Raw genomic sequence first — 26,349 nt, forward strand, 5'->3', positions numbered from 1 at the left:
AGTGACAGTCCGTAAACTCGATGATGGCAAGCCCAAGCTCTGGCTTGCCGAGGTCTATCCCCAAGGCCGTGACGGTCCCCGCAAACGCAAGCGCTTCGCCACCAAGGGCGAAGCCTTGGCATGGGAAAAACACATGCTGGCCCAGCCCTGGCAACAACCAGAGGCTGGCCATGCGGATGAGCGGCGGCTGAGCGATCTGGTGGCACTCTGGTATGGCCGCCACGGCCAAACCCTGACCGATGGCGACCGGCGCCGCGACAAGCTGGTCTGGTTGGCGGAGGCGCTGGGTAACCCGCTGGCCACAGAGTTCACTGCCCAGCAGTTTGCGGCCTATCGTGAGCGGCGACTGGCCGGCGAGCTTTATGTGCCCGGTCAGCGCAAACAAGTCTCCCCGACCACCATCAACCGAGAGCTGCTCTACCTGCAGGCGGTGTTCAATGAGCTCGGCCGTCTGGGGGAGTGGGCCCACGGCAACCCGCTGGAGGTGCTGCGCCAGTACAAGGTTCAAGAATCCGAGCTGGCGTTTCTCAATCAGGATGAAATCGAGCAGTTGCTGGCAGCGTGCGCGGGGCTGAACGATTTGTGGCTGATCGTGATGCTGTGTCTCTCGACCGGTGCCCGTTGGTCCGAGATTGAAAAACTGACCCGTTCACAGGTCGGCATCGGCCGGCTGACCTTCACCCGCACCAAGGGCAAGAAGAACCGCACCGTGCCGGTGGCCGGCTGGCTGTTGGCCTTGCTGCCCAAGCGCACCGGCCGCCTGTTCGGTGATTGCTACGCCGAGTTTGAGAAGGCGCTGCGCCGCGCTGGGATCACCCTGCCGGCCGGCCAGCGAACCCACGTGCTTAGACACAGCTTTGCCTCCCACTTCATGATGGGCGGTGGCAACATCCTGGTGCTGCAGCGCATCCTCGGCCACACCGACATCAAGATGACCATGCGCTATGCCCACTTCGCCCCTGACCACCTCGAAGACGCGGTCAAACTCAACCCGATCACTGCGATGAAAAATGGCGGCAAAGTGGCGGCAGCGCTCACCAGCGACACCCAATAACCCCCATCCATCCCCAAGCAAACCCGCGAAAACACGGCAACTCATTGATTCACTGCGGCTTGCGATGGTTTCAAAATCCGCCGGTGAATAACCGTGTCGGTTCGAGTCCGACCCCGGGCACCATCAAATTCATGACAAAAGGCCATCAGCAATGATGGCCTTTTGTTTTTTGGCGTTCCTGCGCATTGGCAGCGTTGCTGCTGAGCAGGCAGTACTTCCCGTTACCTCTTGGTATCCCTTCTCTTTTTCCGCTCTCCGTTATTTCCTTTTCTTGATGTGGCCGCTGACGGCATCACCGCCAGCGGCCTGTTTCTATTGCGGTTTTCTTTCCAAACCTTGCTGCATCAGGTCATGATTGCTGCGTTACCCCAGCAGGGCAAACAGCAGGGTGCCGAGGCTGCCAGCGAGTGTCAGCGCGATGATGGCTCTGGGTGTGCCGTGTAGCTTGGTCCACATAAACAGGCTGGTGAGGGCGAGCAGCAGCAGGGCCAGGGCGGCGATATCGCCAAACAGCTGCCAGCCGAGGCCGGTACCCATGCCGCGGTGCAGCCGGTTTAGGCTGGCGGCAAAGTTAGCTTGCTGCAGGTCGGTACGTACCAGCAGGGTACCCTCAACATAGCTGGCGGCCACGCTCTGGCTGAGGGTGACGCCGCGCATCTCCCACTTGGCGGGCAGGGTGAGCGGGCCGTTCGGGGTGGGCAGGGTCTGGGCCGGGGTGATCATGGTTCGCCCGTCGGCAAAGGTATCGGGATAGCGCTGTTGCAGCAGGCTTTTCAGCTGCTCCGGGCTGGTGAGTGGTGCCTTGAGCACTATCTCTTCACTCGATTTGTCGGTGTGGGGGCCGGGGATGGGCAACACGGCACGGTGTTGCAGCCAGAGACCGGTGATGCCGTACATCAGCATCAGGGCGAGGGTAAAAAAACCGGCCCAGGCATGGAGGCGGCGTACCCATTTGTTGTTGTGAAGGGGAACTCTTCTGCGTTTCATCGTGGTTGCTTCATAAAAAACTGGCCAGCAAGGGCTGGCCAGTCGGGGTGGTTGTCACAGAGATCAGAAACGGTAGGTACCGGTCAGACTCAGCTGGCGGGGCGTGCCCGGCATGATCTGGGTGGCACTGGTGGCGCTGACGAAGTACTCGTGATCGGTCAGGTTTTCGGCGCTCAGCTCGGCTTCCCACTGCTGCCAGCGATAACCGGCGCGCGCATCGAAGCGAGCGTAACCGGGCAGTGTGGTGGTGTTGGCGTTGTCGGCAAAGCGATCGCCCACCGCCGTCACGCCGGTTTCACCGAACCAGCCCTGCTCACCACTCTTGTAGCCGAGATAGAACTGGCCATTCTGGCGGGAGACGTTCATCGGGCGCTTGCCCTGCAGATCCGCATCCGCCTTGACCTGCTCCGCATCCTGAATGGCGAAGCCGCCACGCAGGTAGATCTCGTCGGTCAGCTCGGCGCGGGCGCTCAGTTCGACCCCTTCGGTACGCTGCAGGCCGGTGAGGATCACCTTGGTGGGATCCAGCGGATCCTTGGTGCGCTTGTTGTACATCTCCAGTCGATAGAGGGAGAGAGTGGTCGCCAGCTTGCCGTTCAGCCAGTCACTCTTCACACCACCTTCGTAGAGGCGGGTGTGCTGGGGTTCCAGCCCGTTGTTCTTGTCACCCGGGGTGATGCCGATCAGCTCGCCGCCCACCGGAGTGAAGGTCTTGCTGTAGGAGGTGTAGAAGGCGTGATCCTCGAGGGGATTCCACACCAGACCGAGGCGCGGGCTCAGGCTGTTGACCGAGACGCTCTCCTCCTTGTTGAGGTCGTAGCGGCGACTGGTGACGGTGAAGTCGTCACGGCGCAGCCCGCCAACCAGATGCCAGTCACCCAGGCTGAGCTGATCCTGCAGATAGAGGCCATTGCCGCGCACCTTGTGTTTGGCGTCGCTGGAGAGCTTCATGGCTCCATTGTAAGTAGGCAGCGAGCCCGGATCGTAGAGATTGCCAGACGGGATGGCGGTGGCGTTCTGGTAGAGCTTGGGTGTGCGCTCCTGCCAGTTCTGCTCGAAGCCAACCAGCAGGCGATGTTCCACCGGGCCGGTCTGGAACAGACCTTCGGCCTCGGTGTTGCTGATCAGGTTCTTCGCTTTCAGATCCTGCTGCCAGCGGGAGCGGGTCACCTGATCCCCTTTGACGCTGGTGACATAGGTGTTGTCAAACTGGCTGTCGAGGGTGGAGTAACCGAGCTGCTGGCGCAACTGCCACTGATCGTTGATATCCCAGGAGAGGCGTGAGCGGGTGGATTGTGCCACGTCATCGATGAAGTCGCGGCTGGTATCGCTGTAGACATACTCTCGCGGCACATCGGCCGGACGGCCATTGACCCCGGGAATGCCGCGATCCGGGGTGCGGTCATGTTCGTTGCGCTCGTACTGCACCAGCCAGTTGAGGTTGTCGCTGATCTCCCAGTTGGCGGAAGGGGCCAGCAGAGTGCGCTTGCTCTTCACGCCGTTGCGGAAGCTATCTTTGTCCTCTTGCGCCATGTTGAGGCGCAGTTGCACCTGCTCACTCGCCTCGCCATTGAGGTCGGCGGCCAGCCGCTGGCTGTCAAAGCTGCCGACCCGGGCGGTGACGCTGGACTCCTGCCCTTTCTGCGGCTTCTTGCTGACCCGGTTGACGATGCCCCCCGTGCTGCCGCGGCCGTAGAGCACGGCGGCCGGGCCCTTGAGCACTTCCACCCGCTCGATGTTGCCGAGATCCCGGGTGTACTGCATGTCGTCGCGGAACCCGTCGAGATAGAAGTCGTTGCTGGCGCTGAAGCCGCGGATATTGACCCCGTCGAAGCGGGTATCACCGCTGGCGTTGACCCCGGGAATACCGCTCAGGGCTTCACTCAGCGTAGGTTGGCCGAAGGCGGTCAGCTCGCTGACCTTGACGCTGTCGATGGTCTGGGGAACCAGCTTGGCTGGCGTATTGGTACGGGTTGCGGTGGCAACTTCCTGATGCTGGGAGCGTTTGCCAACCACTGTCATGGTTTCATCGGCGGCCTGGGCAGTGAAACCGGTGCCCAGCAGTGCCAGCGAGACCAGCGTTCTGCGAAAGTGAGGGTGCTGCATATTCAATATTGACTCTTTGGATGTCGACCTGACGGCTCGAACATATTGATTTAATTATAATTAGCCTGACCCGCCAAAGCGGGATGCCAATGATATTGATTTTCATTTGTCTGGCAAGGTGAAAATGGAGGGTGGCATTGGAGGCGGGTTGTGCGGTCGGGGGAGCTCGGCTGAAAAGCAGAGCCATTGCAGCAAACCGCGGGAACGAAGCGAGGGAAAAAGGGTGTAGCGGAAGAGAAAGAGACGAAACGTGAAGAGGTATCCGGCCCGATAGGACGGGCCGGATATCGGACTCAGCGAGTACGCAGCAGTCGATGGGCGAGTGGCAGGGCCGCCAGCAGGCGATAGGCCAGCAGAGACGATCCCAGCAGCAGCGGCACCTTGGCGATCTCCCACAGGATGGATGCGCCCTGCGGGCCGAACACGAAGAGCCAGACCACCAGCATCATGTGCAGGCAGTAGATCCCTAGCACTTTGGGGGCCTGGCGTTCAAGCCAGCTGCCCTTGCCCCAGTCGGGGTTGGCCAGCAGCAGTCCAAACAGGCCGATAGCCCAGGGAAGAGAGCCGAGCAGGAAGTCGTGGCGGGTGAGCGGCACTGCGGCGAAGTGCTGCAGCGCCCAGGCTTCACAGCCATAGATCGCCACGCCCGCCAGCAGCAGTTGCCAGCCGGTGCGGGCATCGGGCTGCCACTGACGCTGGCGCAGCAGGGCGCCAAGCGCCACAAACAGCAGGGAGAAGAAGGGGCCGTTACGGGTGAGCAGTGGCCACTCGGCGCCCAGTAGCGGCTTGGCATAGGAGCCCCCCAGCAGCGCCAGCAGGTAGAGGCCAAGACCCAGCCAGAGGGCGAGCGCTGGTCTGCCAAGCCGGTAGCAGAGTGCCAGCAGGGCCACCGCCATGACGAGGGCTGGCAGGAACCAGAGGTGGATCATGCCGCCCACCAGCCAGCTGTTGAGGGGGTCGCCGAGCTGGAATTGCCATTGCCCGCGCAGGGAGGCCAGATAGCCCTGTTGCACGGCATCCAGCGGATTGAACGGCACTAGCAGGTAGACCAGACTCCACACCAGCCAGAGCAACAGCAAGGGGCGGCAGTAGTGCCAGGCAACAGTCAGCGGCGCTTCGCGGCTCAGTTTCGGCTGCTGAAAGTAACCGGCACAGAGGAAAAACAGCGGCACGGCAAAGCGGCATAGCTGGTTGATGGTGCCGCTCAGCCAGAACCAGGATCCGCTTCCCCACAGGGCGGGATTGAAGGGATTGGCGAAGGGGGATACGTGAATGGTCATCACGGCCAGAATGGCCAGTACCCGCCCGCACTCGATACTGGAAATACGCATGGTGGCTCGTCGTTACAGGGGTTGTGATGGCACGCTAAAATTCTCGCTGCCAGGTTACAACCAATTGATTCTATTAGTGTGATTCACGCTGTTGAGTAGTTACGTTTTGTAACGGGATGGCGGAAGGTGTTACCTGTAGCGGGAGCAAGCTCCCGTTTTTTGGGCGCGCTCATGCAGATAAAAAAAGCGAGGCGGGCGCCTCGCTTGGTTGGGGATCTCGAGCTTACTGGTGAGTCAGCATGCTGCTCTGGTTGGCGGCCAGGGTGGTTCTGCCCGAGCTCTCCAGCCAGGTTTTGATCCGCTTGGCATCGGCGACCCTATCGTTGGTGGTCTCGGCATTGAGCAGCACCATGATCACCGGCTCGCGATTGACCTTGGTGCCCAGCACCAGACAGCGGCCCGCTTCGCGGATATAGCCGGTCTTGGAGAGGGTGAACTCCCATTGCCCTTCGCGGATCAACCGGTTGGAGTTGAGGTAGTGCAGCTGACGCTTGTTGGTGCGCACATAACTCTGCTCGTCGGTGGAGTACTGGCGGATCAGCGGATAGGAGGCCGCTGCGGCGGCGAGTTTGGCGAGATCCTGCGCGGTGGAGACATTGCGCGGGTTGAGCCCTGTGCTGTCGGCGTAGCGGGTATTCCACATCCCCAGCATGCGGGCCTTGGCATTCATCGCCTCGACAAAGGCACGCTGGCCGCCGGGATAGTGGCGGGCCAGCGCCGAGGCGGCGCGGTTTTCAGAGGACATCAGGGCGATATGGAGCATTTCGGCGCGACTGAGCCTGGAACCGATGGCCAAGCGCGAGCCGGTTCCCTTGATGCGGTCGATGTCGGCATTGGTCACGGTGAGCATTTCGTTGAGGCGCAGGTTGGCATCCAGCACCACCAGCGCCGTCATCAGCTTGGTGAGTGAGGCGATGGGCATGACCCGGTTGCCGTTGCGCTCGGAGATCACCTCGCCGGTTCTGTGGTTGGCCACCACGAAAGCGGCCGAGCTGAGGTTGGGCACATCCCGTCGCTCGAGAAAGCCGCTGCTGCTCTTGCTGCTGGCGGAAAAGGGGTTGGCATGGGCACTGTCCATAGTGGCCGGCAACATTACTGCGCCAAGCAACAGGGGAAGGAGGGAACGCATCATCATGATCAGCTCTACCGGACGAAATACAGGGATATCTCGCTAAGTTATATGTCGTGAACTGGCGCTTCACAATCATTCTCACCTTGATATTGATAATTTACGGCGCTGGGCGTGCTTTGACGGCGAGGAGTGCGTAAAAGAGGTCTCCATGGAGTCTTTTTTTTGCATTGAAACTATGGGCTGGCCGTGATGATGAGCGGAAGCCAGCGCTAAAAAAATCGGGACCAGAACGGTCCCGATTGGCATGGAGCATTGCCTGCCGGTTAGTGGGCATCTTCCTGCTTGATCTTGAAGCGCATGGCGATCACCACGAAGAGCAGCGGGCCAATGATGGTCCAGACGCCGGTGGAGATATCGCCGGAGATAAAGGGGGCGACCACGGTAAAGACGTTGCCGAAGGCGACCAGGATCAGGCTGATGATGGTGGCCAGCAGTACCGAGCCCGCGCTCTTGAAGAAGATCAGATCCTTGTCCAGCGCCGGGTTGTTGCGATAGCGATACCAGGCGTAGATGAGGAACATGTAGGGCAGGGTCATGCCGACGTTGGTCATGGTGATGATCAGCTCATAGAGGGCGGCGGCCCCTTCCGGGTTGATCAGGGTAAAGATGGACTTGGCGGCAATGAACAGACAGACCACCCAAGCTTGCACTTTGAGGGCTTCAATCCGCACGCCATTCTCGTTTTCGCGCTGGAAACGCTCCGGCCAGAAGTAGCTCGGGGTGCCGGTGATGAACTGGCGCAGCGGTGCGTAGGAGAGGGCGATAAAGGCACCCAGATAGCTCAGGAACATGCCCAATCCGGCAAAGCGCATGAACACCTGTCCCAGCCACTCGCCACCGAGATGGCGCCCCAGCTCCAGCATGATGATGAAAAGGGCGGAGAGAGAGGTGATTCCCTCGGCCGGGAAGTCGCTCCAGCGCATGATGGAGCCAACCGCCAGAAAGCCGATGATGTAGCAGAGCACGATGAAGGCGCCGGAGAGGAAGATGCCGCGCTTGAGGTCGCGCTCGGGATCTTCCAGCTCGTCAGCCACCCCGGCCATCGCCTCGACCCCGCCGTAGGCGAAGATGGCGAACACCATAAAGCCGAGGAAGGGGATGATATCGTTGAAAGCGGCATTGGGAGACGCCGTCAGCGATGCCTGGGTGAAGGGCTCCTGCAGAGTCATGCCGCTCACCGCGAAGGTGAAGACGCCGCCGACCAGCAGCAACACGTTGAGTGCCACCACGGAGAGGCCGCCGATAGCCGCCACTTTGGCGAAGCGGGCGCTACCCAGGGTGATGAGCTTGGTGACGGTGGCAACCAGCCCGATGGCGACCACGCCCAGAATAAAGGGGCCGAAGTCGATGCCGGTGCCCAGGGTGACCGGGATGACGGTGATGTCGCGGCCAAACAGCATGAAGGAGAGGGGCACCCACATGGAGAGCGCCTTGCCAAACATCCAGATGACGTAGGAGGCGAACCACATGGTCAGACCGATAAAGGCGAATCGGGTCGAGACCGAGTGGCGCATCCAGGTAAAGATACCGCCCGCCTCTTTGCGAAAGCCGGTGCCGAATTCGATCATCATCAAAATGAACGGGATGAAGAAAAACAGACCGCCGATCACGAACATCGGAATGGCGGCATATCCCATTCGGTAAAAACCGATCCCGATATTAGTGACGCCAAATACCGATGTTAATATCATCAATATAAAGGCGCCTAACTTCAGCTTTTTTGCTGACATATTAAAAACTCCCTGATAGTGCTGGATTTAAAATAATCAAAAATTAAACGGACGAAACCGGACCCATTAATAACGCGGTAGCGCCATGCCATCTTGTTGTGGCGGGCGCGATCGGGTCATCTCTGACCGGGCTGGCTTACCCGTCAGGCGGTCAATGAATGTATGGGCGGAGCGGCATGGTCTATGCCATGCGCGGTATTGGTCAGCGTTGCCGAAAATTAACTGTGAATGATTTTATCATTAATGCTGCTGGGCAGGTAAGTTTCCCGAATGAAGCTGTGGTTGAAATAAACAGACCTGCCAGTTAATTGATACGTTGCGGATGTAAACATTTACGCCCGGGCCGACACTTATTTCCATTATTCGTATTCGGCATATTTGGCGGAGTGAATTACGCCATCCTGCCTGATAAATGCGCCCCAATGGCGACAGCGCTTATCCTCCCAGCCGGGTCAGCAGCACGCCGCCGGTAATAATGGCCGCCGCCGTCAGCCGTATGCGCCCGAGCGGCTCTTTCAGCAGCCAGACCGAGAGCAGCATGGCAAACAGCACACTGCTTTCGCGCAGAGCCGCGACCACGCCAATGGGGGCTTGGGTCATGGCCCAGATAACAATCCCGTAGGCGAGCAGTGACATGGCTCCTCCTGCCATTCCCGCCATCGCATGGCGACGGATCTGGCGCCAGGCGTTACGTCTCTGGTGGACGAGCAGCACCAGCAGCATCGCCAGCCCGGTACAGGCAAAGAGCCAGAGGGTGTAGCGTACCGGTTCACCCCCTGCGCGGGCGCCGGCTCCATCCGAGAGGGTATAGGTCGCCGTGAACATGGCCGTGATCAGTGCTGCCCGAACCGCTTTGCTGTCAAGGCGCTGCTGCCCACCTCGCCAGGCCATCAGCAAGACCCCCATGATCAGCATGCAGGCGCCGATGAGGCCGCCGTAACCGGGGTAGTCCCCCAGCAATATGGCACTTAACGCCATGGCGAGCAGCGGGGCACTGCCACGGGCCAACGGATAGATCTGGCCAAAATCGCCCTGATTGTAGGCATGACTGAGAAACAGGCAGTAACCGATATGGAGCAGGACTGAGAGGCCGAGCCAGGGCAGCTCGGCAGCAGAGGGAAGCCCCATGGGCAGCAGCGCCACGGCGGCGATAAGCCCTGAGAAGATCGCCACCAGTGACACCCCCACCAGCCGCTCTTCGCCAATTTTGACCAGCGCATTCCAGCTGGCGTGAAGCAGGGCTGCCAGCAGAACGGCAAAAAAGACGGTGGTGCTCATGGGAAAGGGCTCTCGGGCGATGGGGGTCAACAGCATACCCGCCCGGAGCCTGATTGGCCGAGATCTTTATCAAGGCTTCGGCTTTTCGGGGCTAGCCTCCTGCGTGGTGGCGTTACCCAGCTGCCCCAGCACCAGTTTGGGATGGGGGTCGGTCTGCAGCGGAATATCCTGCAACTCTGTTCCCTGCTGATGGCGATGGATGATCCCGGCGGCCATCTTGCCCAGCGCCTCGTAGCTGCTGATGGTGCCAACGCTGCAGCCGTGTTCGACGAACAGCTCGGCACTGCAGATGGTAGGGATGGCAGCTGCGTTGAGCGCATTCAGCAGGCGGGGGGCGATGGAGAGCAGATAGCTGTCTGCGGCCAGAAAGACGATGTCGTTTTTGGCATCCTGTTGCAGCCGCTTCAGTTCGTTGTCCAGCCGCCGTGGGTCAGGGGCCATTCGCCAGGTGACCATCTGCCACTGATAGCGTTTCGCTTCATTGAGCAGCATATCGGCCACCAGCAGGGTGTTCTGCTCACGGGGGTTGAAGGGTAGCAGCAGCCGTTTGCCGGTGGCCAGATGCTCGCTGGCGTTGGCCAGTTGCAGTGCCATCGGCACCATGTTGCTTACCCCGGCCACCATGCTGTTCTGGGCTTTGTCTTCCGAGAGGATGTCTGCCCCGACCGGATCGGAGACCACATTGAAAATCAGAGGTTTGCGGTTGGCCACCAGACTCTTGGTCATGGTGGTGGCGGTGGTGCCAAAGGTGTAGATGTAGTCGTATTCGGCCAGTTTCGGCAGCATCTGCTGGCGCAGCATGGTTGCCAGCGCCGTACGATCCTGATCGGCGTTATAGGTGGTGATGGTGGCCTGATAGCCAAGACGGGTCAGCTCTGCCCGAAAGCCCGCTTCGGCTGCGGTTTCACCGCGCCACAGCACCATGGCGATAGAGAGGGCGTGAGCGGGAAGAGCCAGCAGCAACAGCAGGACGAAAGGCAGCCTGACCATGATCATCTCTCCGGCGATACATCTACTGTTGAGCCTAGGCCACTTTCTCCGGTCGTGAGCGATGCCCAGCAAAAAGCGCGATGGCAAGCCATCGCGCTTTGGGGATCCGCAAAACCTCGATTAGAAGTCGTAGCGGGCAGCCAGCTGGAAGTCATCCTTGACGTTGAGCTTGCCGCTCTCCTTGCTGTCCAGATTGTTGATACGGTACTCGCCAATCACCCGCAGGTTCTTGTTGAATTTGTACTGGGCACCCAGGGTGTAGTAATCCACGTTGTCTTTCTTGATACCAGCCTTGTCCTGCTCCTGTTTGTTCCACAGGGCCATCAGACCGAAGCCGTTCTCGAAGTTGTAGCCCAGCGCGGCTTCCCAACCGGTGTGATCGGTGCCGGTCGCCAGGAAGTCGCTGCCATCGGCATAGCTCAGGGCAGCGTAGGCGGCCTTGTTGTCGAACTTGGCGGAGATCAGCCACAGCTTGGCATCTTCTTCACCGCTCTTGTCACGGATACCGACGTTGTAAGCGGTACCCAGAGACAGGTTGAACGGGAAGGTGTAGGCCACGGCAGCACCGTAGGCGGCGTCGCTATCCTTGCTGGTGGTCTCTTCGGTGTCACCACCGTCGAACTTGTAGCTGGTGTCGAGCTGGAAGCCATTGAACAGGCCGGAGTATTTCAGCACGGAACCGGCGCGGTTGGTGGCGAAGGTGTCGGTCTTGGCGCCCAGCGCTTCGTTGCCGTAGCCGTCGGAGAGGGAAACATCAGTCCAGTCGGCCAGGAAACCCGGGGCCCCTTTCTGGCGACCGAAGGTCACGGTGCCCCAGTCAGCGCCGACACCGGCGAACGCCAGACGGGTGCGCAGGTTGTCGGAGTTCTCGCTGATGGTCTTCTCGCTGTCATTGATATACATCTGTACTTCGTACTGAGCCAGAGCCTTCAGGCCGCTCTGGATCTGGGTCTCGGCCTTGGCGCCGAAACGGACAAACTGGTTGGCACCCTGTTTGTCGCTGTATTCGCTTTTCGGTTTGCCGCTGGCATCCAGTTCCTTCTTGTCACCAAAGAAGTGGCCAGCGTAGATACGGCCATAGAGATCCAGCATGGAGGTGTCATTTTTGTACACTTCAACGGCTTGAGCCTGGAAGGCTGCGGTGAGAGCCAGTGCCACTACAGTCAGCTTTTTCATCTTAATCCCTTGTGGTGTTGCAAGCTTTTGTTTTGAAAACGGGGTCATGCTAGGCAGCGGGGATGACAGCGGGGTGACAGTTGGATGAAGAGTCGATGGCAGTTGGGTTGCAATTGGATGAATTGGCTACATTCTTGCTCGCAGCGGCTACTTTTGTGCGCAAAGGTTTGCCCTTGTGGTAGAATGCCGCCCGTTTTCGAGCTCCATAGGTTGGATATGCGATGAGACGTGAACTGGCAATCGAGTTTTCCCGAGTGACGGAAGCGGCTGCACTGGCTGGCTACAAGTGGCTCGGACGTGGTGACAAGAATATCGCTGATGGGGCGGCCGTAGCGGCCATGCGCCACATTCTCAACCAGATCGAGATCGATGGTGAGATTGTGATCGGCGAAGGTGAAATTGATGAAGCGCCGATGCTCTATATTGGCGAGAAGGTTGGTACCGGACACGGCGACGCGGTGGATATCGCGGTCGATCCCATCGAGGGTACCCGCATGACTGCCATGGGTCAGGCTAACGCGCTGGCCGTGCTGGCGGTGGGCGACAAGGGTTCTTTCCTGAAAGCGCCTGATATGTACATGGAAAAGCTGATCGTCGGGCCCAAGGCCAAAGGCGCCATCGACCTGGATCAGGCTCTCGAGCTGAACCTGAAGTCCGTGGCCAAGGCGCTGGGCAAGCCGCTCTCCCGTCTGACCGTCATTACCCTGGCCAAGCCGCGTCATGACAAGGCAATCAAGGAGATGCAGGGTCTGGGTGTGCGGGTGTTCGCCATTCCTGATGGTGACGTTGCCGCCTCCATCCTCACCTGTCTGCCGGACAGCGAAGTCGACATGCTGTATGGCATCGGCGGCGCACCGGAAGGGGTGATCTCCGCGGCGGTGATCCGCGCGCTGGATGGCGACATGCAGGCCCGTCTGGTGCCGCGTCACCGCGTCAAGGGCGACAGCCCGGAAGTGCGTGCGCTGGGCGAGCAGGAAATTGCCCGCTGCGAAGCGCTGGGCATCGATGTCAACAAGGTGCTCAAGCTGGAAGACATGGCGAAGAATGACAACGTCATCTTCTCCGCCACCGGCATCACCAAGGGTGATCTGCTGGACGGCATCACCAGCGATGGCGTGATGGCGACCACCGAGACTCTGTTGATCCGTGGTAAATCCCGCACCATTCGTCGTATCAAGTCGATCCATTACCTTGAGCGCAAAGACAGCGTGGTACGCGATATCATCCTGTGATGATGGCTCGCTGAACCGGCTGTGTTGTTTGAAGCCCGATCGCCCGTGCGGTCGGGCTTTTTGTTGTGTGCCAGCTACGTTTGTGCCGCCGCTTCGGCTATGGTGGCTCAGACCGTCCCAAAGGAGTGGAGTCTATGGAGTGTCGTAGCGGCTGCGCTGCCTGTTGCATCGCCCCCAGTATCAGCAGTGCCATTCCCGGTATGCCAGATGGCAAACCGGCTGGCGTCCCCTGTATCCAGCTCGATAGCGCCCTTGGCTGCAAGATCTTCGGTCAACCGGAGCGGCCGGCGGTGTGCGGCGGTTTTCGCCCCATGATGGATGTGTGCGGCAGCCATCGCGCCGAGGCCATCTGGCTGATCGGCGAGCTGGAGCGGCTCACCACCTGACGAGGGTAGGGCGAAGAGATAAAAAAAGAGGCCGCATCATGCGGCCTCTCGCGTTTCTGTTTGCCGGGGATCAGATCCCCGCCAGTTCCAGTGCCTGACGATAGTACTCGTTGGCCTTGTTGGTAAGGCGGCGCTTGTCCATCAGCTGGCCGAGAGCGTGATAGGCGGCGGCGCTCGGCGCTCGCTCCACCTCCTGTTCCAGCAGCTTCTGGGCATCGTCCAGTTGACCTGCCAGCAGATAGAGCTGGGCCAGTGCGGTGTCCACCTCCGGTTGCCCCTGCTGTTTTTGCAGCAGTGCCAGCAGCGGCTGGTAACTGTCGAGTTTCAGCTTGGGCAGGCGAGCCAGCAACTGGGGCATCGGCTGTTTGCGCAGCGCCTCCTGCCACAGGGTGGCAGCCTCGCCGTCGGCGCCCAGCTGGCGCAGCAGATCGCCGTAGCAGGCCAGCAGTTCTGGCTCGAGGCGCAGTTTGCGCGGCAGATCCTGCCATACCGCCTGGAGGGTCTCGAGGCTGCCGGCAGCCTGTTGCAGGCGACCACACCAGGCTTGTTGCAGCAGATCTTCTTCCTGTTTCGGGGTCAGCTTGCCCACCTTGTGCAGCGCCGGGATCAGGTCGCATAGGGCGCTCCAGTCCTGACGGGCCAGATGTACCTGACGCAGCTGATCCAGCACCATGGGGTGGCGCGGGTTGAGGGCGTAGACCGACTCCAGCATCGCCAGTGCGGTATCGTACTGGCCCTGCTCGATCTGCAGCTGGGTCTGGGTCAGGGTGAGCGCCAGCTCGGCTTTGGGATTCTCTTCCTGCGCTTTTTGCAGGTATTGATCCCGGCGGGCGTCGTCACCACGGGCCTGTGCCGCCTTGGCGGCGCTCAGGTAGTTGAGCAGCGGGGTGTCGCTGTTGCTGGCCCCCTTGATCATCAGCTTTTCAGCCTGACTGTAGTGCCCTTCGGCCATTGCCAGGGTGGCGGCGACGGTCTGTTGATTGGCCTTGCGGCGGCGGCGCGAGCCGTACCAGCCGAGGGTCTTGCGGCGCAGGCCGAATACCCGACCCAGCAGCCACTCGACGATCAGCAGGGCGCCGTAGAACAGCACGGCCAGGATCACCGCGCTGGTGACGGAGGATTCGATGGTGTAATTGCCAAGGGCAATCAGCACATAGCCCTTGTTACCGGAGGCTTGCGGGCCAAAGATCAGCCCTGCGACCATCACGGCAACCAGAATGATTATACGGATCATGGTGCCCTCCTCAGCTGCTGGCCAGAATGCGTTGCAGGCGTTCGGTCAGCACCTGCTCCAGCATGGCCTGGGTCTTGAACTGGGCCGGATAGTCGATCTGGATCTGCTCACCCTTGAGCTTGTCGATCTCGCCCTGCATGTAGCGGGTGGCGCTGTTGTCGGTGTCGAAATACTGGGTCAGCCAGCGTTGGGCCTTGTCCAGGCTGTCTTCGTAGAGCGCCTGCTGCTCGCGATAGACGGAGAGCTGGGCCTGCAACAGCTTGGTTTTGAGGTTTTCACGCAGGAAGATCTCCTGCTGCGGCGAGAGCAGGGCCTCGACCGCGCCATCGCGGCGACGGATGGTGACGAAGTTCTCGGTGAACTTGACCCAGTTCTTCTTCAGGTTGCTCTCCCACTCGTCGGGATTGGCGCTGACCGCCTGATCCGGCTCGGCCTTGGCTTCCGGCATGCTGACGGTGGAGAGGGGCAGCAGCTCGATCTGGTCGGACAGCGCGGCCAGCTTGAGGGTCAGCCCCTCGCGGTCGATGCGCGGCATCCCCTTGAGCTTGGCGATATCCTCGGCCAGCGCCTTGCGGATCGGCATCAGGCTGGGGTCGTTGAGGGCGGCGATCCGCTCGTCGGCATTGCCGAGCAGGGTGATGGCGGAGACGAGGTCATGCTCCAGCCACAGTTTGCGGCCCGCCATCCGTACCAGATACTCGGATTCGGCCAGCATCCAGTCGTTGGGGCGCTTGTCATTCAGGTCCAGTACCCGGTTCTGCAGACCCTGCATCTCCCCCTGCAGCCGTTGCTGGGTTTGATCCAGCGCGGCCAGCTGCTCGGCATCCTTGCTGCTGGTCTGGTCGATCTTGCTCAGGGCGCTCGCCAGCTGTTGCTTGAGCTGGGCCAGTTCGGCCTGCTGGGCCACGGCATTCTTGTGACCGTGCAGATAGAGACCGCCGGTCAGGCCAAGGGCCAGCAGGATGGCGACCCCTCCCAGTACGGCACCGGAGCGGCTCTTGTTGCCATTGACCGCAGCGGTCGGCTGGGGTTTGACCTGGGATTCTTGTTGTTCTGTCATTCCATCTTCCTCAGTTCCAGTGCGGCCGTCAGGGCCTGGTTGGATGCACCTTGGGCAATCGTGATATGGATAAAGCCCGCTGCGCTGGCCATCTCGGCCACGCGCGGGCTGGGGACCACCAGCAGGCGGTCAAAAAGCCAGGGCCGCTGGTGGTCGGGAACCAGCTCCAGCAGCCGTTGCAGCAGTTCACCACTGGTAATGAGCAGGCTGTCCAGCCCGGCTGCCTGCCAGTGGCGGGTTAATGTCTCCCCGTCCAGCTCGGGGTAGTGGCGCTCATAGGCCGCACAATAGTGCACCAGAGCACCGCGTGAGGCCAGTGTGCTGGCGATGAGATCCCGCCCGCCATTGCCGCGCAGGATCAGCACCCGTTTGCCTGCTACCTGCTGCAGGGCGGGCAGGGCCAGCAGCCCTTCGCTGCGCGGGTCATCCGGGCAGCTTGCCGTGATGCCTATGGCTGCAAACGCATCTGCGCTGGCCTGACCCACCGCAAAGAACTCAATATGTGGCCAGGTCTGACCAGTTTGCAACAGAAAATCGTGTGCAAAATGAACGGCATGAATGCTGACGGCAATAACCGCGTCAGCACTGCGCAGCAGGTCGGGCAGGAGAGGGAGTTCGCTGCCCGCCACGGTTTCCAGCAGCGGGCAGCAGAGTGGTGCATGGCCGTGCTGGCGCAACAACTGCACCAGATCGGCGGCCTGAATGGCCGGACGCACCACCAGCGGGGTCATGCGCGGTAGACCTCGGCCAGGATCTCGTCGGCACCGGCGGCCAGCAGGCGCTGGGCCAACTGCTCGCCGAGGGCCTCACCATCGGCCAGCGGGCCGCGGATCTCGTCACGGATTACCTGGCTGCCATCCGGGCTGCCCACCAGACCGCGCAGCCAGATCTGCTCGCCTTCGACCAGTGCGTAGGCACCGATAGGCACCTGACATCCCCCTTGCAGAGCGCGGTTCATGGCTCGCTCGGTCAACACCCTGGCGCGGGTCTCGGCGTGCTCCAGCGGCGCCAGCAGAGCGTGCAGCTCAACGTCGTCGAGGCGGCATTCGATGCCGACAGCCCCCTGACCGTTGGCGGGCAGACTCTGCTCCGGTTCGATAAAGGCGGTGATGCGGTGCGCCATCTCCAGTCGTTTCAGACCGGCGGCGGCGAGGATGATGGCGTCGTACTCACCGGCATCCAGCTTGGCGAGGCGAGTGTTGACGTTGCCACGCAGGTCGCGGATCACCAGATCCGGGCGCGCGGCGCGCAGCTGGCACTGACGACGGAGACTGGAGGTGCCGACCACGGCCCCTTGCGGCAGTTCGGCAATGGCCTTGAAACGATTGGAGACGAAAGCATCGCGGGGATCTTCCCGTTCGCAGATGGTGTGCAGACCGAGCCCCTCGGGGAACTCCACCGGCACGTCTTTCATGGAGTGAACGGCGATATCGGCCCGTCCTTCCAGCATGGCGGTCTCCAGCTCCTTGACGAACAATCCCTTGCCGCCCACTTTGGCCAGCGGGGTATCGAGGATCTTGTCACCCTGAGTGCTCATGGGCACCAGTTCGACCTGCAACTGCGGGTGCAGGGCTTCGAGCCGGTCTTTGACAAAGTTGGCCTGCCACAGGGCCAGCGGGCTCTTGCGAGTGGCAATTTTCAGGGTTCGGGCTGCCATATCAATCAGTTGTTTCATTTTTAGAAGGAAATCGATATTACCACCCTTTGCCCGGGCTTTCATGGCGGAGCCGGCAAAAGCGGGGCCAAGCTCAAAAATGCATGCTGAAAATGATTTTCATTAAGCAAGCGGTGTTGATTAATTCATTGAATGTATTGGAGTTTAATGATTTCCCCTGATACTTGATGTGGTCATACCAGAAATAATCTGACGTTTAGCTGAAGGCTTGTTTACCACCGCTGTTTGCATTGTTAACATGATCACACTTTTTTGACGTATCCCCCTTTTGGTGCGTCATTTTCACTTAGGTGATAGGCAGGGCATTGCAGGAACACATCGATACGCTGGTTGCGCGTTATGACGACATTACCCGTCTCAAGACGCAACGGGCGTTAGGCCTCATGAGTCGCTATGGGCAGCAGGTATTCCAACTGCTGCCTGTCATGCTGCACTTCAATCATCCCCTGCTGCCCGGTTATGTCTCCGGTGATGTCCCTCATGGCATCTGGAGCTTCAGCGCCAGCGCCGAGCAGCAAGCCTTTATCGATGACCTCTGCCGCAACGCCAACTGTCAGAGCGGTCTGGCAACCCATGATCGAGCCATTCAGGGGCTCTACTCCATGGGCAGCACCTCCTCCATCGGCCAGTGCTGTCACTCCGATCTCGATATCTGGGTCTGCCACGTGGCCGGTTTGTCGCAGGAGCGGCTCGATCTGCTGGAGCTGAAGTGCCAGCAACTCTCCAAGTGGGCCGAACAGCGCGGGGTCGATCTCAACTTCTTCCTGATCCCGGAAGACAAGTTCCGCCAGACCAACGATGCCCAGATGCAGGGGGAGAGCTGCGGCAGTGCCCAGCACCTGCTGTTGCTCGACGAGTTCTACCGCAGTGCCATGCGTATCGCGGGCAAACGCTTGATCTGGTATCTGGTGCCCACCGAGTGTGATGATCACTACGATGCGTATGTGAACGAGCTGTTCGAGAGCGGCAAGCTCAAGCAGGAAGACTGGCTCGATCTCGGCAGTTTTGACCGTATTCCGGCCGAAGAGTATTTCGGCTCCGCCCTGTGGCAGCTCTACAAGGGGATCGACTCCCCCTACAAGGCGGTGCTCAAGTCGGTGCTGATGGAGGCCTACTCCCACGAGTATCCCAACACCCGCCTGCTGTCGATGATTGGTCGCGACTGGTTCCAGCACAACGAGGGGATGCACTACCGGCTCGACAACTACTGTCTGATGCTGGACAAGGTGACCAACTACCTCAAGTCCATCGGCGATATGGCGCGGCTCGATCTGGTGCGCCGCTGCTTCTACCTCAAGGTGTGCGACGGTCTCAGCCATCCCAAGGATGATCACTCCCCCGAGTGGCGTCGCGAGCAGATGAGCCAGCTGGTCTCCTACTGGGGCTGGAGTCAGGACAAACTTTATCAACTCGATCATCGCCATGAGTGGAAGATCGAAGAGGTGAAGATCGCTCACGCCGAGCTGCTGGAAGCCCTGATGCAGAGCTACCGCAACCTGATCCAGTTCGCCCGCCGCAACAACATCAGCGAGTCGATCAACCCGGAAGATATCGGCATTCTGTCGCGCAAACTCTACGCCGCGTTCGAGAGCCTGCCGGGCAAGGTGCAGCGTATCAACCTCAAGATCGCGCCGGATCTGAGCGAGCCGGATCTCAGCTTCGTGCAGGTGCCGCATGGTCGCCTCAACCGCGCCGGCTGGTACCTCTACAAACATTCGCTGGAGCCGGTGGACATCATTGGCCGCGCGCCGCTGGAGTTCAACGGCTACATCAGCAAGCTGGTCTCCTGGGCCTACTTCAACGATCTGTTGACGCCCCAGTCGCGGGTGCACCTGTTCAATCAGGGTTCGGATCTGCACATCGACAATCTGCACCAGTTCTGCCGCGATCTCTCCGGCTGCTTCCCCGAGAAGTACCCGCTGGCCACCAACCTGGCCCTCAGTCGGCCGTGCGAGATCCGTCAGCTCTCCATCTTCCTCAATCTGGAGATGGACCCGACCAGTCACTGGGTCGGTCAGGTGATCGAATTTGACGCCAACACCGTGGATGTCTTCTCGTTTGGTCGCAATCAGGAGTGTCTGGTCGGCTCGGTGGATCTGGTCTATCGCAACTCCTGGAGCGAGATCCGTACCCTGCACTTTCAGGGGGATGAAGCTGTGGTCGATGCCCTCACCACCATCCTCGGCAAGATGCATCAGGATGCCGCCGCCCCCGAGATGATCGAGGTGTTCTGCTACAGCCAGCACTTCCGCTCTCTGGTGCGCTCCCGCTTCCAGACGCTGGTAGCGGAGTGTATCGACCTGCGCCTTGCACGCGACAAGCAACAGCTGGTCAAGACCATGGCCCTTGGCCGCGAGAAGTACGGCATCTTCTTCGAGCGGCGCGGTGTGTCGGTGAAGAAGCTGGAAAACGCCATCGATTTTTACCGTCACATCTCCCACAACAAGCTGGATCACCTGCCGCTGCGGCTCGACAAGACCCACAGCCAGCATCTGCCGAGCATCGTCGATGCCTACGCCAGCGAAGGGTTGGTGCAGTTCTTCTTCGATACCCGGGATGCGGGCACCAACATCTATATCCTCGATGAGGCGAACCGGGTGGAGATCTACCAGCACTTTGCCGGCAACAAGGATGAGCTGGTGGCGGGGGTCAACCGCTTCTACACCTCCAATCACGAGCGGTTCAGCGATGATGGGCAGTTCATCAACTTCAACCTGCCCCAGTACTACGAGATAGTACAAGTGAATGGCGAGCTGGATGTGATCCCCTATCGCAGTCAGGGCACTCTGCGTGAACAGGTGCCGCCCGCTCGAGAAGTGGGCTGACCCGTCAGTTGGAATCGCCATAAAAAACGGCCTGCAGATGCAGGCCGTTTGCTTTGCCGGAAGGGCTCAGGCGCCGAGGCGTGCCAGCAGCCAGCTGCGAATGTCGCCGAGCTGCGGACGGCAGATCTCGTGACGCATCGGGTACTCGTGCCACTCGGGGGCGAGTCCGGCGCTTTCCAGCCGGTTCTTGGCATCCCAACCGAGCGACAGGCTCACCACATCGTCGTAGATGCCGTGCATGTAGCAGATGGGCAGGGTGCGAGCAGCCTCGCTCATCTCGCCGAGCAGCTTGTCGGGGGCGGCCAGATAGGTGGACATGCAGAGCAGGCCCGCCAGCGTTGCCTGATAGCGCAGCGCGGTGAAGGAGGCAATCACCCCGCCCTGAGAGAAACCTGCCAGCACGATATGCTCGGGGGCAAACCCGTCGGCCACCAGCTGATCGAGCAATGCGGCAATCTGGTCGGCCGAGTCACGGACATGGGACTCCACGGCCCGCTCGGCGGGATCCTCGAAGCTCTTTATGTCGTACCAGCCGCGCATCTTGTAGCCCATGTTGATAGTGATGGGGCGCTCGGGGGCATCCGGCAGCAGGTGACGCACCGGTAGCTCGGCGGGCAGATCCAGCGCATCCACCAGCGGGGCGAGACCGGCGCCGGAATCACCCAGCCCGTGTAGCCAGATCACCGCATGACGGGCGCCCTGCGGGTGCAGGTCGATCATGGGAATACCACCTCTTCGCCTGCCTGGGCGGTGCAGGATTGGCTCAGCAGCGCCTTGAGCTCGTGGCCGAAGCGGTTGTCGATCCAGGTGTCACCCTGCAGTTCGAAGTGGAAGCCGTTCTCGCGGGTGGCGACCCAAATCTGGTGCAGTGGCTCCTGCTTGTTGATGATGACCTTGGTCTTGTTCTCGAAAGAGAGGGTCAATACGCCGCCGTTGCGTTCGCAGTCGATATCCGGATACCCCTCGTCGAGCGTGTCTTCCACATATTGGAAAAAGGCGTCGGTCAGGGCGTGATACTCGTGATCCTTCATCGGTTTATCCTGTTGCTTTTAACAATGTGAGTGCGATTATAGAGGGCCAAAAATTTTTTCGCAGCGAACCATTATGATCACTCAGTTCACCAAGTGTCTGCTTGCCACTCTTCTGTCCCTCGGGTTGGCCGCGTGCGGTCTGAAGGGGCCGCTCTATATGCCGCCCCCCGAGCAGCCACAGAGCCAGAGTACACCGCAAGCAGCACCGTCTGCGACCTCCGAGGCTGCCATCGAGGCCGCGCCGCACTAATGCCGCACCCATTCTAGGAAGGAACCGCCCCCTTGGATCACTTTAACTACGACGCCGCCGGCCAGCTTCAGGCCGAGCAAACCTCGCTGCAACAGCTTGCCGAGCAGTACGGTACCCCGCTTTACGTCTACTCCCGTGCGACTCTCGAGCGCCACTGGCACGCCTTCGACAAGGCCGCTGGCGATATTCCCCATCTGATCTGCTATGCGGTGAAGGCCAACTCCAACCTGGCGCTGCTCAACCTGCTGGCCCGTCTGGGCTCGGGGTTTGACATCGTCTCCGGTGGCGAGCTGTCGCGGGTACTGGCGGCGGGCGGTGATCCGGCCAAGGTGGTCTTCTCCGGGGTGGCCAAGAGTGAAGCGGAGATGCGCCTCGCGCTGGATAAAGAGATCCTCTGCTTCAATCTGGAGTCGGAAGCCGAGCTGGAGCGCCTCAATCGGGTGGCGGGCAGCATGGGCAAGAAGGCTCGCGTCTCGGTGCGGGTCAATCCGGATATCGATGCCGGTACTCACCCCTATATCTCCACTGGCCTCAAGCAGAACAAGTTCGGCATTCCCATCGAGCTGGCGCCCGCCATCTATCGCAAGGCGGCCGCGATGGCGAACATCGAGATTGTCGGGGTGGATTGCCATATCGGCTCGCAACTCACTGAATTGAATCCCTTTATGGAAGCGGCTGACAAGTTGCTGCGGCTGATCGATGGTCTGGCGGCGGAAGGCATTCATATCCACCATCTGGACGTGGGTGGCGGCCTTGGGGTCAACTACGGTTCCGAGCAGCCCCCCCATCCGACCGAGTATGCCGAAGCGCTCAAGCAGAAGCTGGCGGGCCGGGATCTGACCCTGCTGTTCGAGCCGGGCCGCGCCATCGTCGCCAATGCCGGCGTGCTGCTGACTCGGGTTGAGTATCTGAAACCGGGCGAGACCCGCAACTTCGCGCTGATCGATGCCGGCATGAACGACATGCTGCGCCCCTCGCTCTACGGCGCCTGGATGAACATCATCGAGGTGGATAGCCGTGCCGGCCATGCTCCCGCGATCTATGACGTGGTGGGCCCTGTGTGCGAGACCGGCGACTTCCTCGGCAAGGAGCGCACCCTGGCCATTGCCGAGGGCTCCCTGCTGGCAGTGCGTTCGGCCGGAGCCTACGGCTTTACCATGTCATCCAACTACAACACCCGTCCGCGGGCAGCCGAAGTGCTGGTGGATGGTGCCGAGGCGCACCTGATCCGCGAGCGTGAGCAGTTGGCCGATCTCTGGCGCGGTGAGCACCTGCTGCCCTGATGCAGTAGATAGAGACGACAGAATTTTACAGCCCTGACAGCACAGGAGTGCGCGATGTGGACAGATTGTTCCAGGATGCATGGGGCTGTGGCCAATGACTTCATAGTGGTTGATGGCGAGTATTTACAGCCCTAACAGCACAGGAATGCACGATGTGGATAGATTGTTCCAGGATGCATGGGGCTTTGGACAACGACTTCATGGCGCTTGGCGACCCTTGGTTCGGTGAATTTTTACAGCCCTAACAGCACAGGAATGCACGATGTTGATAGATTTTTCCAAGATGCATGGCTTGGGCAACGACTTCATGGTGGTGGATGGCGTCACCCAGAAGGTATTTTTCAGCAATGACGTCATCAAGAAGCTGGCAGATCGCCACTTCGGGATCGGCTTTGACCAGCTGCTGCTGGTGGAGCCGCCCTATGACCCTGAACTCGACTTTCACTATCGCATTTTCAATGCCGATGGCAGCGAGGTGGAGCAGTGTGGCAACGGTGCCCGCTGTTTTGCCCGTTTCGTGCGTCTCAAGGGACTGATCAACCGGGATCGCATCGCGGTCAGTACCGCCCGGGGTCGCATCGTGTTGCAGCTGGAGGGGGAGAATCAGGTCACGGTCAATATGGGTGTTCCCCAGTTTGAGCCGGGCAAGATCCCGTTCCGGGCCCAGAAGGCAGAGAAAACCTATCTGCTGCGGGCGCAGGAGCATACCGTGATGTGTGGCGTGGTCTCCATGGGCAATCCCCACTGCGTCATCGAGGTGCCTTCGGTCGCCGATGCGCCGGTCGAAACGCTGGGTGCCATCATGGAGCGCCACGAGCGTTTTCCCGAGCGGGTCAACGTCGGCTTCATGGAGATGGTTAATGCTACCGAGATCAAACTGCGTGTATTCGAGCGGGGCTGTGGCGAGACCCTGGCCTGCGGCACCGGTGCCTGTGCGGCGGCGGTGATTGGCATCAGTCAGGGCAAGCTCAAGGAGCGGGTCACCGTCAGTCTGCCGGGCGGCAAGCTGACCATCGCCTGGAAGGGGCCGGGCCAGCCGGTCTATATGACAGGCCCCGCCGAGCATGTATTTGACGGCCAGATAGAGGTTTAGCCGATAAAGGTTCAGGTACGGGGGGCGCTGTCCCCCTTTGCCCATGATGTCGGGGCAGCGAGCCCCATTTCTCTGATGGATCAACCAATTTATGAGCGAACTCAAACGGCAGGAGCAATCGGTGGATGAAGCCACTGTGCTGGAGTACCTGGCCCGTTATCCCGAGTTTTTCCAACGCCATGCCGCCGTGCTGGACAGGATCCGCATTCCCCATGAACGCAAAGGGTCGGTCTCGCTGGTCGAGCGCCAGCTGGAGCGTCAGCGCGAGCGGATCGAACAGCTGGAGCAGGAGATCACCGAATTGATGGGGATCGCCAGCGAGAACGAGCGGATCTTTCGGGTCTATGCCGATCTCTACGGCGAGCTGTACGGTTGCCAGACCCTGTTCGAGGTGAGTGCCGTGATGGGCAAGGCCTTTGTCCAGCGGCTGCGCCTGACCGGGCTGCGGCTCTGGCTCAATCCCAAGAAGTTTGCCCTGAGCGGGCCAGAGCAGCGTTTTCTGGCGCAGGGCAAGCAGCTTGAATCCCTGCTGGGTCAGCGTCTGCCGGGGCAGGATTACTACTTTGGCCGCCTGAGCCAGAGCGAGAAGCAGGCACTGTTTGGCCACGATGTGCTGGTCAACTCGGTGGCCCTGATGCGGCTCGGCGATCTCGGCGTGCTGGCCTTCGCCAGCTCGGATCCCGGCCACTTTACTCCCCACAACGACACCCTGCTGCTGGGCCAACTGGGGCGCCTGCTGCAACTGCGTCTGCCCGAGTTGACTCATGGCTAGAACACCGGCCAGGGCGCCCGCCAAAGCTCCCGTCGTCGCACCGCCACTGCCCGCTGCCTTGGCAGACGAGCTGGCGGCCTTTATCGAATACCTGAGGGTCGAGCGTCAGCTCAGCCCTCATACCCGCAATAACTATCAAGCCCATCTGGAGGCGATGACCGCCGAGTTGGTGGCCCTCGGGCTCACTGACTGGGGTCGGCTCGAGGCGAGTCAGGTGCGCACTCTGGTGACCCGGATGCACAAGGGGGGCCTTGCTCCTCGTTCCCTTTCCACCAAGGTTTCTGCCCTGCGCAGCTTTTGCGACTGGCAGGTGCGGCAGGGGCGGCTGACCGCCAATCCGGCTCGCGGTATCGTCACCCCCAAACAGGGGCGGCCGCTGCCGAAAAACCTCGATGTGGACGAGATGCACCAGCTGCTCAACATCACCGACGAGCAGGATCCGCTTGCGGTGCGGGATCGCGCCATCATGGAGCTGATGTACTCCTCAGGGCTGCGTCTGGCCGAGCTGGTGGGGATCAATCTGGTGGATCTGAAGCTCGACGACCGCCAGCTCAAGGTGACCGGCAAGGGCTCGCGGGAGCGGGTGCTGCCCATCGGCCGGATGGCGGTCGAGTGGCTGCAGAAGTGGCTCAAGGTGCGCCCGCTGCTGGCCGGGGATGAGAGCGAGGCGCTGTTTGTCTCCAGCCGCAAGCAGCGGCTGTCGGCCCGCTCGGTGCAGGCCCGCCTCGATGGCTGGGGCAACAAGCAGGCGCTCAACGCCCATGTCCATCCCCACAAGCTGCGCCACAGCTTCGCTACCCATATGCTGGAGTCCTCCGGCGATCTGCGGGCGGTGCAGGAGCTGCTGGGACATGCCGACCTCTCTACCACCCAGATCTATACCCACCTCGACTTCCAGCATCTGGCCAAGGTTTACGACAGCGCCCACCCCAGGGCCAAGCGTGACCCGGATGCGCAGGACGATGAATAACGGGCCCTGAGCCCCGTTGCAGAGGAGAGTCCATGCACTTCTATCGCCGCTGGCTGCCGGTTGCTGCCATCTCGTTTGACCTCGATGACACCCTCTATGACAACGGCCCCGCCATCGTGCGCGCCGAGCAGTGGATGCTGAGCCATCTGCGCAGCGAATATCTGGCCACCGCCATGCTCGACAAGCCACGCTGGCTGGAACTCAAGCGCAGTGTGCTGAACGGTTCCCCCGAGCTGCGCCACGATATCAGTCTGGCGCGCCAGCAGACCATCCGCGCCGCCATGGTCGAGGGGGGGATGGCCGACCAGCAGGCCAGCCGCGAGGCGGAGCAGGTGTTTGCTGCGTTTCTGGCAGAGCGCTCGAAGATCGAGGTGAGCGAGTCCACTCATCAGCTGCTGGCCAGCCTGGCCGAACGCTATCCGCTGGTGGTGATCACCAACGGTAATCTGGATCTGGTTCAGGCCGGGCTGGATCGCTACTTCACGCTGGTCTGCAAGGCGGGGGCGGGCGCCAGGATGAAACCGGCGCCGGATATGTTTGAGCAGACCCGCAGTGCCCTCAAGCTGCCAGCAGAGCGGATCCTCCATGTCGGGGATCATCCCGAGACCGATGTGCTGGGGGCCCGCTTGCACGGCTTTCGCGCTGCCTGGCTCAACGAGCGGCAGCAACCGTGGCTACAGCTGCAACTGTTGCCGGACGTTGAGCTGACGGCACTGGAGGAGCTGGCTGAGCTGCTGCTCTGATGGCGCTGGCG

Annotated in this window: 24 protein-coding genes; 10 read left to right on the forward strand and 14 right to left on the reverse strand. The window is 60.8% G+C overall.

Annotated elements, in window-relative coordinates:
• The first annotated feature begins 1 nt into the window (after nt 1).
• Nucleotides 2-1,054, forward strand: coding sequence for a site-specific integrase (locus tag AB5Z05_RS00660; protein ID WP_323583902.1), 1,053 nt, complete (start codon nt 2-4; stop codon nt 1,052-1,054).
• A gap of 363 nt (nt 1,055-1,417) precedes the next feature.
• Here AB5Z05_RS00660 and AB5Z05_RS00665 read toward each other — a convergent pair whose 3' ends face one another.
• From AB5Z05_RS00665 to AB5Z05_RS00700, 8 genes are all read right to left on the reverse strand, one after another.
• Nucleotides 1,418-2,083, reverse strand: a complete 666-nt coding sequence (locus AB5Z05_RS00665) for a PepSY-associated TM helix domain-containing protein (RefSeq protein WP_368149943.1) — start codon at nt 2,081-2,083, stop codon at nt 1,418-1,420.
• Nucleotides 2,084-2,104: 21 nt separating this feature from the next.
• Nucleotides 2,105-4,147, reverse strand: a complete 2,043-nt coding sequence (locus AB5Z05_RS00670) for a TonB-dependent siderophore receptor (protein ID WP_111899793.1) — start codon at nt 4,145-4,147, stop codon at nt 2,105-2,107.
• A 293-nt stretch (nt 4,148-4,440) separates the two neighbouring features.
• Nucleotides 4,441-5,478, reverse strand: coding sequence for an acyltransferase (locus tag AB5Z05_RS00675; RefSeq protein WP_368149889.1), 1,038 nt, complete (start codon nt 5,476-5,478; stop codon nt 4,441-4,443).
• 223 nt (nt 5,479-5,701) lie between these two features.
• Nucleotides 5,702-6,613: a D-alanyl-D-alanine endopeptidase gene (pbpG, locus tag AB5Z05_RS00680; RefSeq protein ID WP_005336410.1), complete on the reverse strand. Its 912-nt coding sequence runs from the start codon at nt 6,611-6,613 to the stop codon at nt 5,702-5,704.
• A 260-nt stretch (nt 6,614-6,873) separates the two neighbouring features.
• Nucleotides 6,874-8,340: a glutamate/gamma-aminobutyrate family transporter YjeM gene (gene yjeM, locus AB5Z05_RS00685; protein WP_368149891.1), complete on the reverse strand. Its 1,467-nt coding sequence runs from the start codon at nt 8,338-8,340 to the stop codon at nt 6,874-6,876.
• Between the two features lie 435 nt (nt 8,341-8,775).
• Complete coding sequence (locus tag AB5Z05_RS00690) at nt 8,776-9,654, reverse strand: EamA family transporter (protein ID WP_368149892.1); 879 nt, start codon at nt 9,652-9,654, stop codon at nt 8,776-8,778.
• A gap of 33 nt (nt 9,655-9,687) precedes the next feature.
• Nucleotides 9,688-10,608, reverse strand: a complete 921-nt coding sequence (locus AB5Z05_RS00695) for an ABC transporter substrate-binding protein (RefSeq protein ID WP_100654741.1) — start codon at nt 10,606-10,608, stop codon at nt 9,688-9,690.
• Between the two features lie 120 nt (nt 10,609-10,728).
• Nucleotides 10,729-11,784, reverse strand: a complete 1,056-nt coding sequence (locus AB5Z05_RS00700) for a porin (protein ID WP_019444867.1) — start codon at nt 11,782-11,784, stop codon at nt 10,729-10,731.
• Nucleotides 11,785-12,005: 221 nt separating this feature from the next.
• Here AB5Z05_RS00700 and glpX point away from each other — a divergent pair, with 221 nt between their 5' ends.
• Complete coding sequence (glpX, locus tag AB5Z05_RS00705; protein ID WP_005336386.1) at nt 12,006-13,016, forward strand: class II fructose-bisphosphatase; 1,011 nt, start codon at nt 12,006-12,008, stop codon at nt 13,014-13,016.
• A 134-nt stretch (nt 13,017-13,150) separates the two neighbouring features.
• Nucleotides 13,151-13,402, forward strand: coding sequence for a YkgJ family cysteine cluster protein (locus tag AB5Z05_RS00710; RefSeq protein WP_005336384.1), 252 nt, complete (start codon nt 13,151-13,153; stop codon nt 13,400-13,402).
• Nucleotides 13,403-13,472: 70 nt separating this feature from the next.
• Here AB5Z05_RS00710 and AB5Z05_RS00715 read toward each other — a convergent pair whose 3' ends face one another.
• The 4 genes from AB5Z05_RS00715 to hemC are packed head-to-tail and all read right to left on the reverse strand — an operon-like array spanning nt 13,473 to nt 17,353.
• A complete protein-coding gene (locus AB5Z05_RS00715; RefSeq protein ID WP_368149893.1) occupies nt 13,473-14,636 on the reverse strand; it encodes a heme biosynthesis HemY N-terminal domain-containing protein in 1,164 nt (387 codons plus the stop codon).
• Nucleotides 14,637-14,646: 10 nt separating this feature from the next.
• A complete protein-coding gene (locus AB5Z05_RS00720) occupies nt 14,647-15,696 on the reverse strand; it encodes a uroporphyrinogen-III C-methyltransferase (RefSeq protein ID WP_236341209.1) in 1,050 nt (349 codons plus the stop codon).
• On the reverse strand, nt 15,693-16,427 hold the full coding sequence (locus AB5Z05_RS00725; protein WP_236341208.1) for a uroporphyrinogen-III synthase: 735 nt from the start codon (nt 16,425-16,427) through the stop codon (nt 15,693-15,695). Before AB5Z05_RS00725 ends, AB5Z05_RS00720 begins: the two co-directional genes overlap by 4 nt.
• Nucleotides 16,424-17,353, reverse strand: a complete 930-nt coding sequence (gene hemC / locus AB5Z05_RS00730) for a hydroxymethylbilane synthase (RefSeq protein ID WP_139740585.1) — start codon at nt 17,351-17,353, stop codon at nt 16,424-16,426. Before hemC ends, AB5Z05_RS00725 begins: the two co-directional genes overlap by 4 nt.
• Before the next feature lie 323 nt (nt 17,354-17,676).
• On the opposite strand from hemC, the gene AB5Z05_RS00735 reads away from it, so the two are divergent.
• Complete coding sequence (locus tag AB5Z05_RS00735) at nt 17,677-20,196, forward strand: class I adenylate cyclase (protein ID WP_330124694.1); 2,520 nt, start codon at nt 17,677-17,679, stop codon at nt 20,194-20,196.
• Between the two features lie 66 nt (nt 20,197-20,262).
• On the opposite strand, the gene AB5Z05_RS00740 is transcribed toward AB5Z05_RS00735, so the two are convergent.
• Both AB5Z05_RS00740 and cyaY read right to left on the reverse strand, forming a co-directional pair.
• On the reverse strand, nt 20,263-20,916 hold the full coding sequence (locus tag AB5Z05_RS00740; protein ID WP_042079648.1) for an alpha/beta hydrolase: 654 nt from the start codon (nt 20,914-20,916) through the stop codon (nt 20,263-20,265).
• Complete coding sequence (cyaY, locus tag AB5Z05_RS00745) at nt 20,913-21,227, reverse strand: iron donor protein CyaY (protein WP_069554181.1); 315 nt, start codon at nt 21,225-21,227, stop codon at nt 20,913-20,915. Before cyaY ends, AB5Z05_RS00740 begins: the two co-directional genes overlap by 4 nt.
• Nucleotides 21,228-21,300: 73 nt before the next feature.
• Between cyaY and AB5Z05_RS00750 the strand changes: the two genes are divergently transcribed.
• The 6 genes from AB5Z05_RS00750 to AB5Z05_RS00775 all read left to right on the forward strand — a co-directional run bounded on the left by AB5Z05_RS00750 (nt 21,301) and on the right by AB5Z05_RS00775 (nt 26,338).
• Nucleotides 21,301-21,477 (forward strand): lipoprotein, encoded by a 177-nt coding sequence (locus AB5Z05_RS00750; RefSeq protein WP_368149894.1) that lies wholly within the window; start codon nt 21,301-21,303, stop codon nt 21,475-21,477.
• Nucleotides 21,478-21,509: 32 nt separating this feature from the next.
• The gene (lysA, locus tag AB5Z05_RS00755; protein WP_123172212.1) at nt 21,510-22,760 is read left to right on the forward strand and encodes a diaminopimelate decarboxylase; all 1,251 of its coding nucleotides are present in this window, start codon (nt 21,510-21,512) and stop codon (nt 22,758-22,760) included.
• 262 nt (nt 22,761-23,022) lie between these two features.
• On the forward strand, nt 23,023-23,853 hold the full coding sequence (gene dapF / locus AB5Z05_RS00760; RefSeq protein ID WP_005336371.1) for a diaminopimelate epimerase: 831 nt from the start codon (nt 23,023-23,025) through the stop codon (nt 23,851-23,853).
• A 91-nt stretch (nt 23,854-23,944) separates the two neighbouring features.
• The gene (locus tag AB5Z05_RS00765) at nt 23,945-24,625 is read left to right on the forward strand and encodes a DUF484 family protein (RefSeq protein WP_005336370.1); all 681 of its coding nucleotides are present in this window, start codon (nt 23,945-23,947) and stop codon (nt 24,623-24,625) included.
• Complete coding sequence (xerC, locus tag AB5Z05_RS00770; RefSeq protein ID WP_043821861.1) at nt 24,618-25,595, forward strand: tyrosine recombinase XerC; 978 nt, start codon at nt 24,618-24,620, stop codon at nt 25,593-25,595. Before AB5Z05_RS00765 ends, xerC begins: the two co-directional genes overlap by 8 nt.
• A gap of 32 nt (nt 25,596-25,627) precedes the next feature.
• A complete protein-coding gene (locus tag AB5Z05_RS00775; RefSeq protein WP_368149895.1) occupies nt 25,628-26,338 on the forward strand; it encodes an HAD-IA family hydrolase in 711 nt (236 codons plus the stop codon).
• The last annotated feature ends 11 nt before the right edge of the window (nt 26,339-26,349 follow it).

It is taken from the genome of Aeromonas sp. R2-4 (genome assembly GCF_040908365.1).
In the GTDB taxonomy this organism is placed as follows: domain Bacteria; phylum Pseudomonadota; class Gammaproteobacteria; order Enterobacterales; family Aeromonadaceae; genus Aeromonas; species Aeromonas veronii.

Bases quoted from the DNA above. Each gene is read 5' to 3' on its own strand.
- AB5Z05_RS00690 (WP_368149892.1), bottom strand. From the start codon at position 9,654: ATGCTGTTGACCCCCATCGCCCGAGAGCCCTTTCCCATGAGCACCACC.
- yjeM (WP_368149891.1), bottom strand. From the start codon at position 8,340: ATGTCAGCAAAAAAGCTGAAGTTAGGCGCCTTTATATTGATGATATTA.
- AB5Z05_RS00750 (WP_368149894.1), top strand. From the start codon at position 21,301: ATGATCACTCAGTTCACCAAGTGTCTGCTTGCCACTCTTCTGTCCCTC.
- xerC (WP_043821861.1), top strand. From the start codon at position 24,618: ATGGCTAGAACACCGGCCAGGGCGCCCGCCAAAGCTCCCGTCGTCGCA.
- AB5Z05_RS00700 (WP_019444867.1), bottom strand. From the start codon at position 11,784: ATGAAAAAGCTGACTGTAGTGGCACTGGCTCTCACCGCAGCCTTCCAG.
- AB5Z05_RS00670 (WP_111899793.1), bottom strand. From the start codon at position 4,147: ATGCAGCACCCTCACTTTCGCAGAACGCTGGTCTCGCTGGCACTGCTG.
- AB5Z05_RS00710 (WP_005336384.1), top strand. From the start codon at position 13,151: ATGGAGTGTCGTAGCGGCTGCGCTGCCTGTTGCATCGCCCCCAGTATC.
- pbpG (WP_005336410.1), bottom strand. From the start codon at position 6,613: ATGATGATGCGTTCCCTCCTTCCCCTGTTGCTTGGCGCAGTAATGTTG.
- AB5Z05_RS00740 (WP_042079648.1), bottom strand. From the start codon at position 20,916: ATGATCGACCTGCACCCGCAGGGCGCCCGTCATGCGGTGATCTGGCTA.
- AB5Z05_RS00765 (WP_005336370.1), top strand. From the start codon at position 23,945: ATGAGCGAACTCAAACGGCAGGAGCAATCGGTGGATGAAGCCACTGTG.
- dapF (WP_005336371.1), top strand. From the start codon at position 23,023: ATGTTGATAGATTTTTCCAAGATGCATGGCTTGGGCAACGACTTCATG.
- AB5Z05_RS00675 (WP_368149889.1), bottom strand. From the start codon at position 5,478: ATGCGTATTTCCAGTATCGAGTGCGGGCGGGTACTGGCCATTCTGGCC.
- AB5Z05_RS00695 (WP_100654741.1), bottom strand. From the start codon at position 10,608: ATGGTCAGGCTGCCTTTCGTCCTGCTGTTGCTGCTGGCTCTTCCCGCT.
- cyaY (WP_069554181.1), bottom strand. From the start codon at position 21,227: ATGAAGGATCACGAGTATCACGCCCTGACCGACGCCTTTTTCCAATAT.
- AB5Z05_RS00725 (WP_236341208.1), bottom strand. From the start codon at position 16,427: ATGACCCCGCTGGTGGTGCGTCCGGCCATTCAGGCCGCCGATCTGGTG.
- hemC (WP_139740585.1), bottom strand. From the start codon at position 17,353: ATGGCAGCCCGAACCCTGAAAATTGCCACTCGCAAGAGCCCGCTGGCC.
- AB5Z05_RS00720 (WP_236341209.1), bottom strand. From the start codon at position 15,696: ATGACAGAACAACAAGAATCCCAGGTCAAACCCCAGCCGACCGCTGCG.
- glpX (WP_005336386.1), top strand. From the start codon at position 12,006: ATGAGACGTGAACTGGCAATCGAGTTTTCCCGAGTGACGGAAGCGGCT.
- AB5Z05_RS00715 (WP_368149893.1), bottom strand. From the start codon at position 14,636: ATGATCCGTATAATCATTCTGGTTGCCGTGATGGTCGCAGGGCTGATC.
- AB5Z05_RS00775 (WP_368149895.1), top strand. From the start codon at position 25,628: ATGCACTTCTATCGCCGCTGGCTGCCGGTTGCTGCCATCTCGTTTGAC.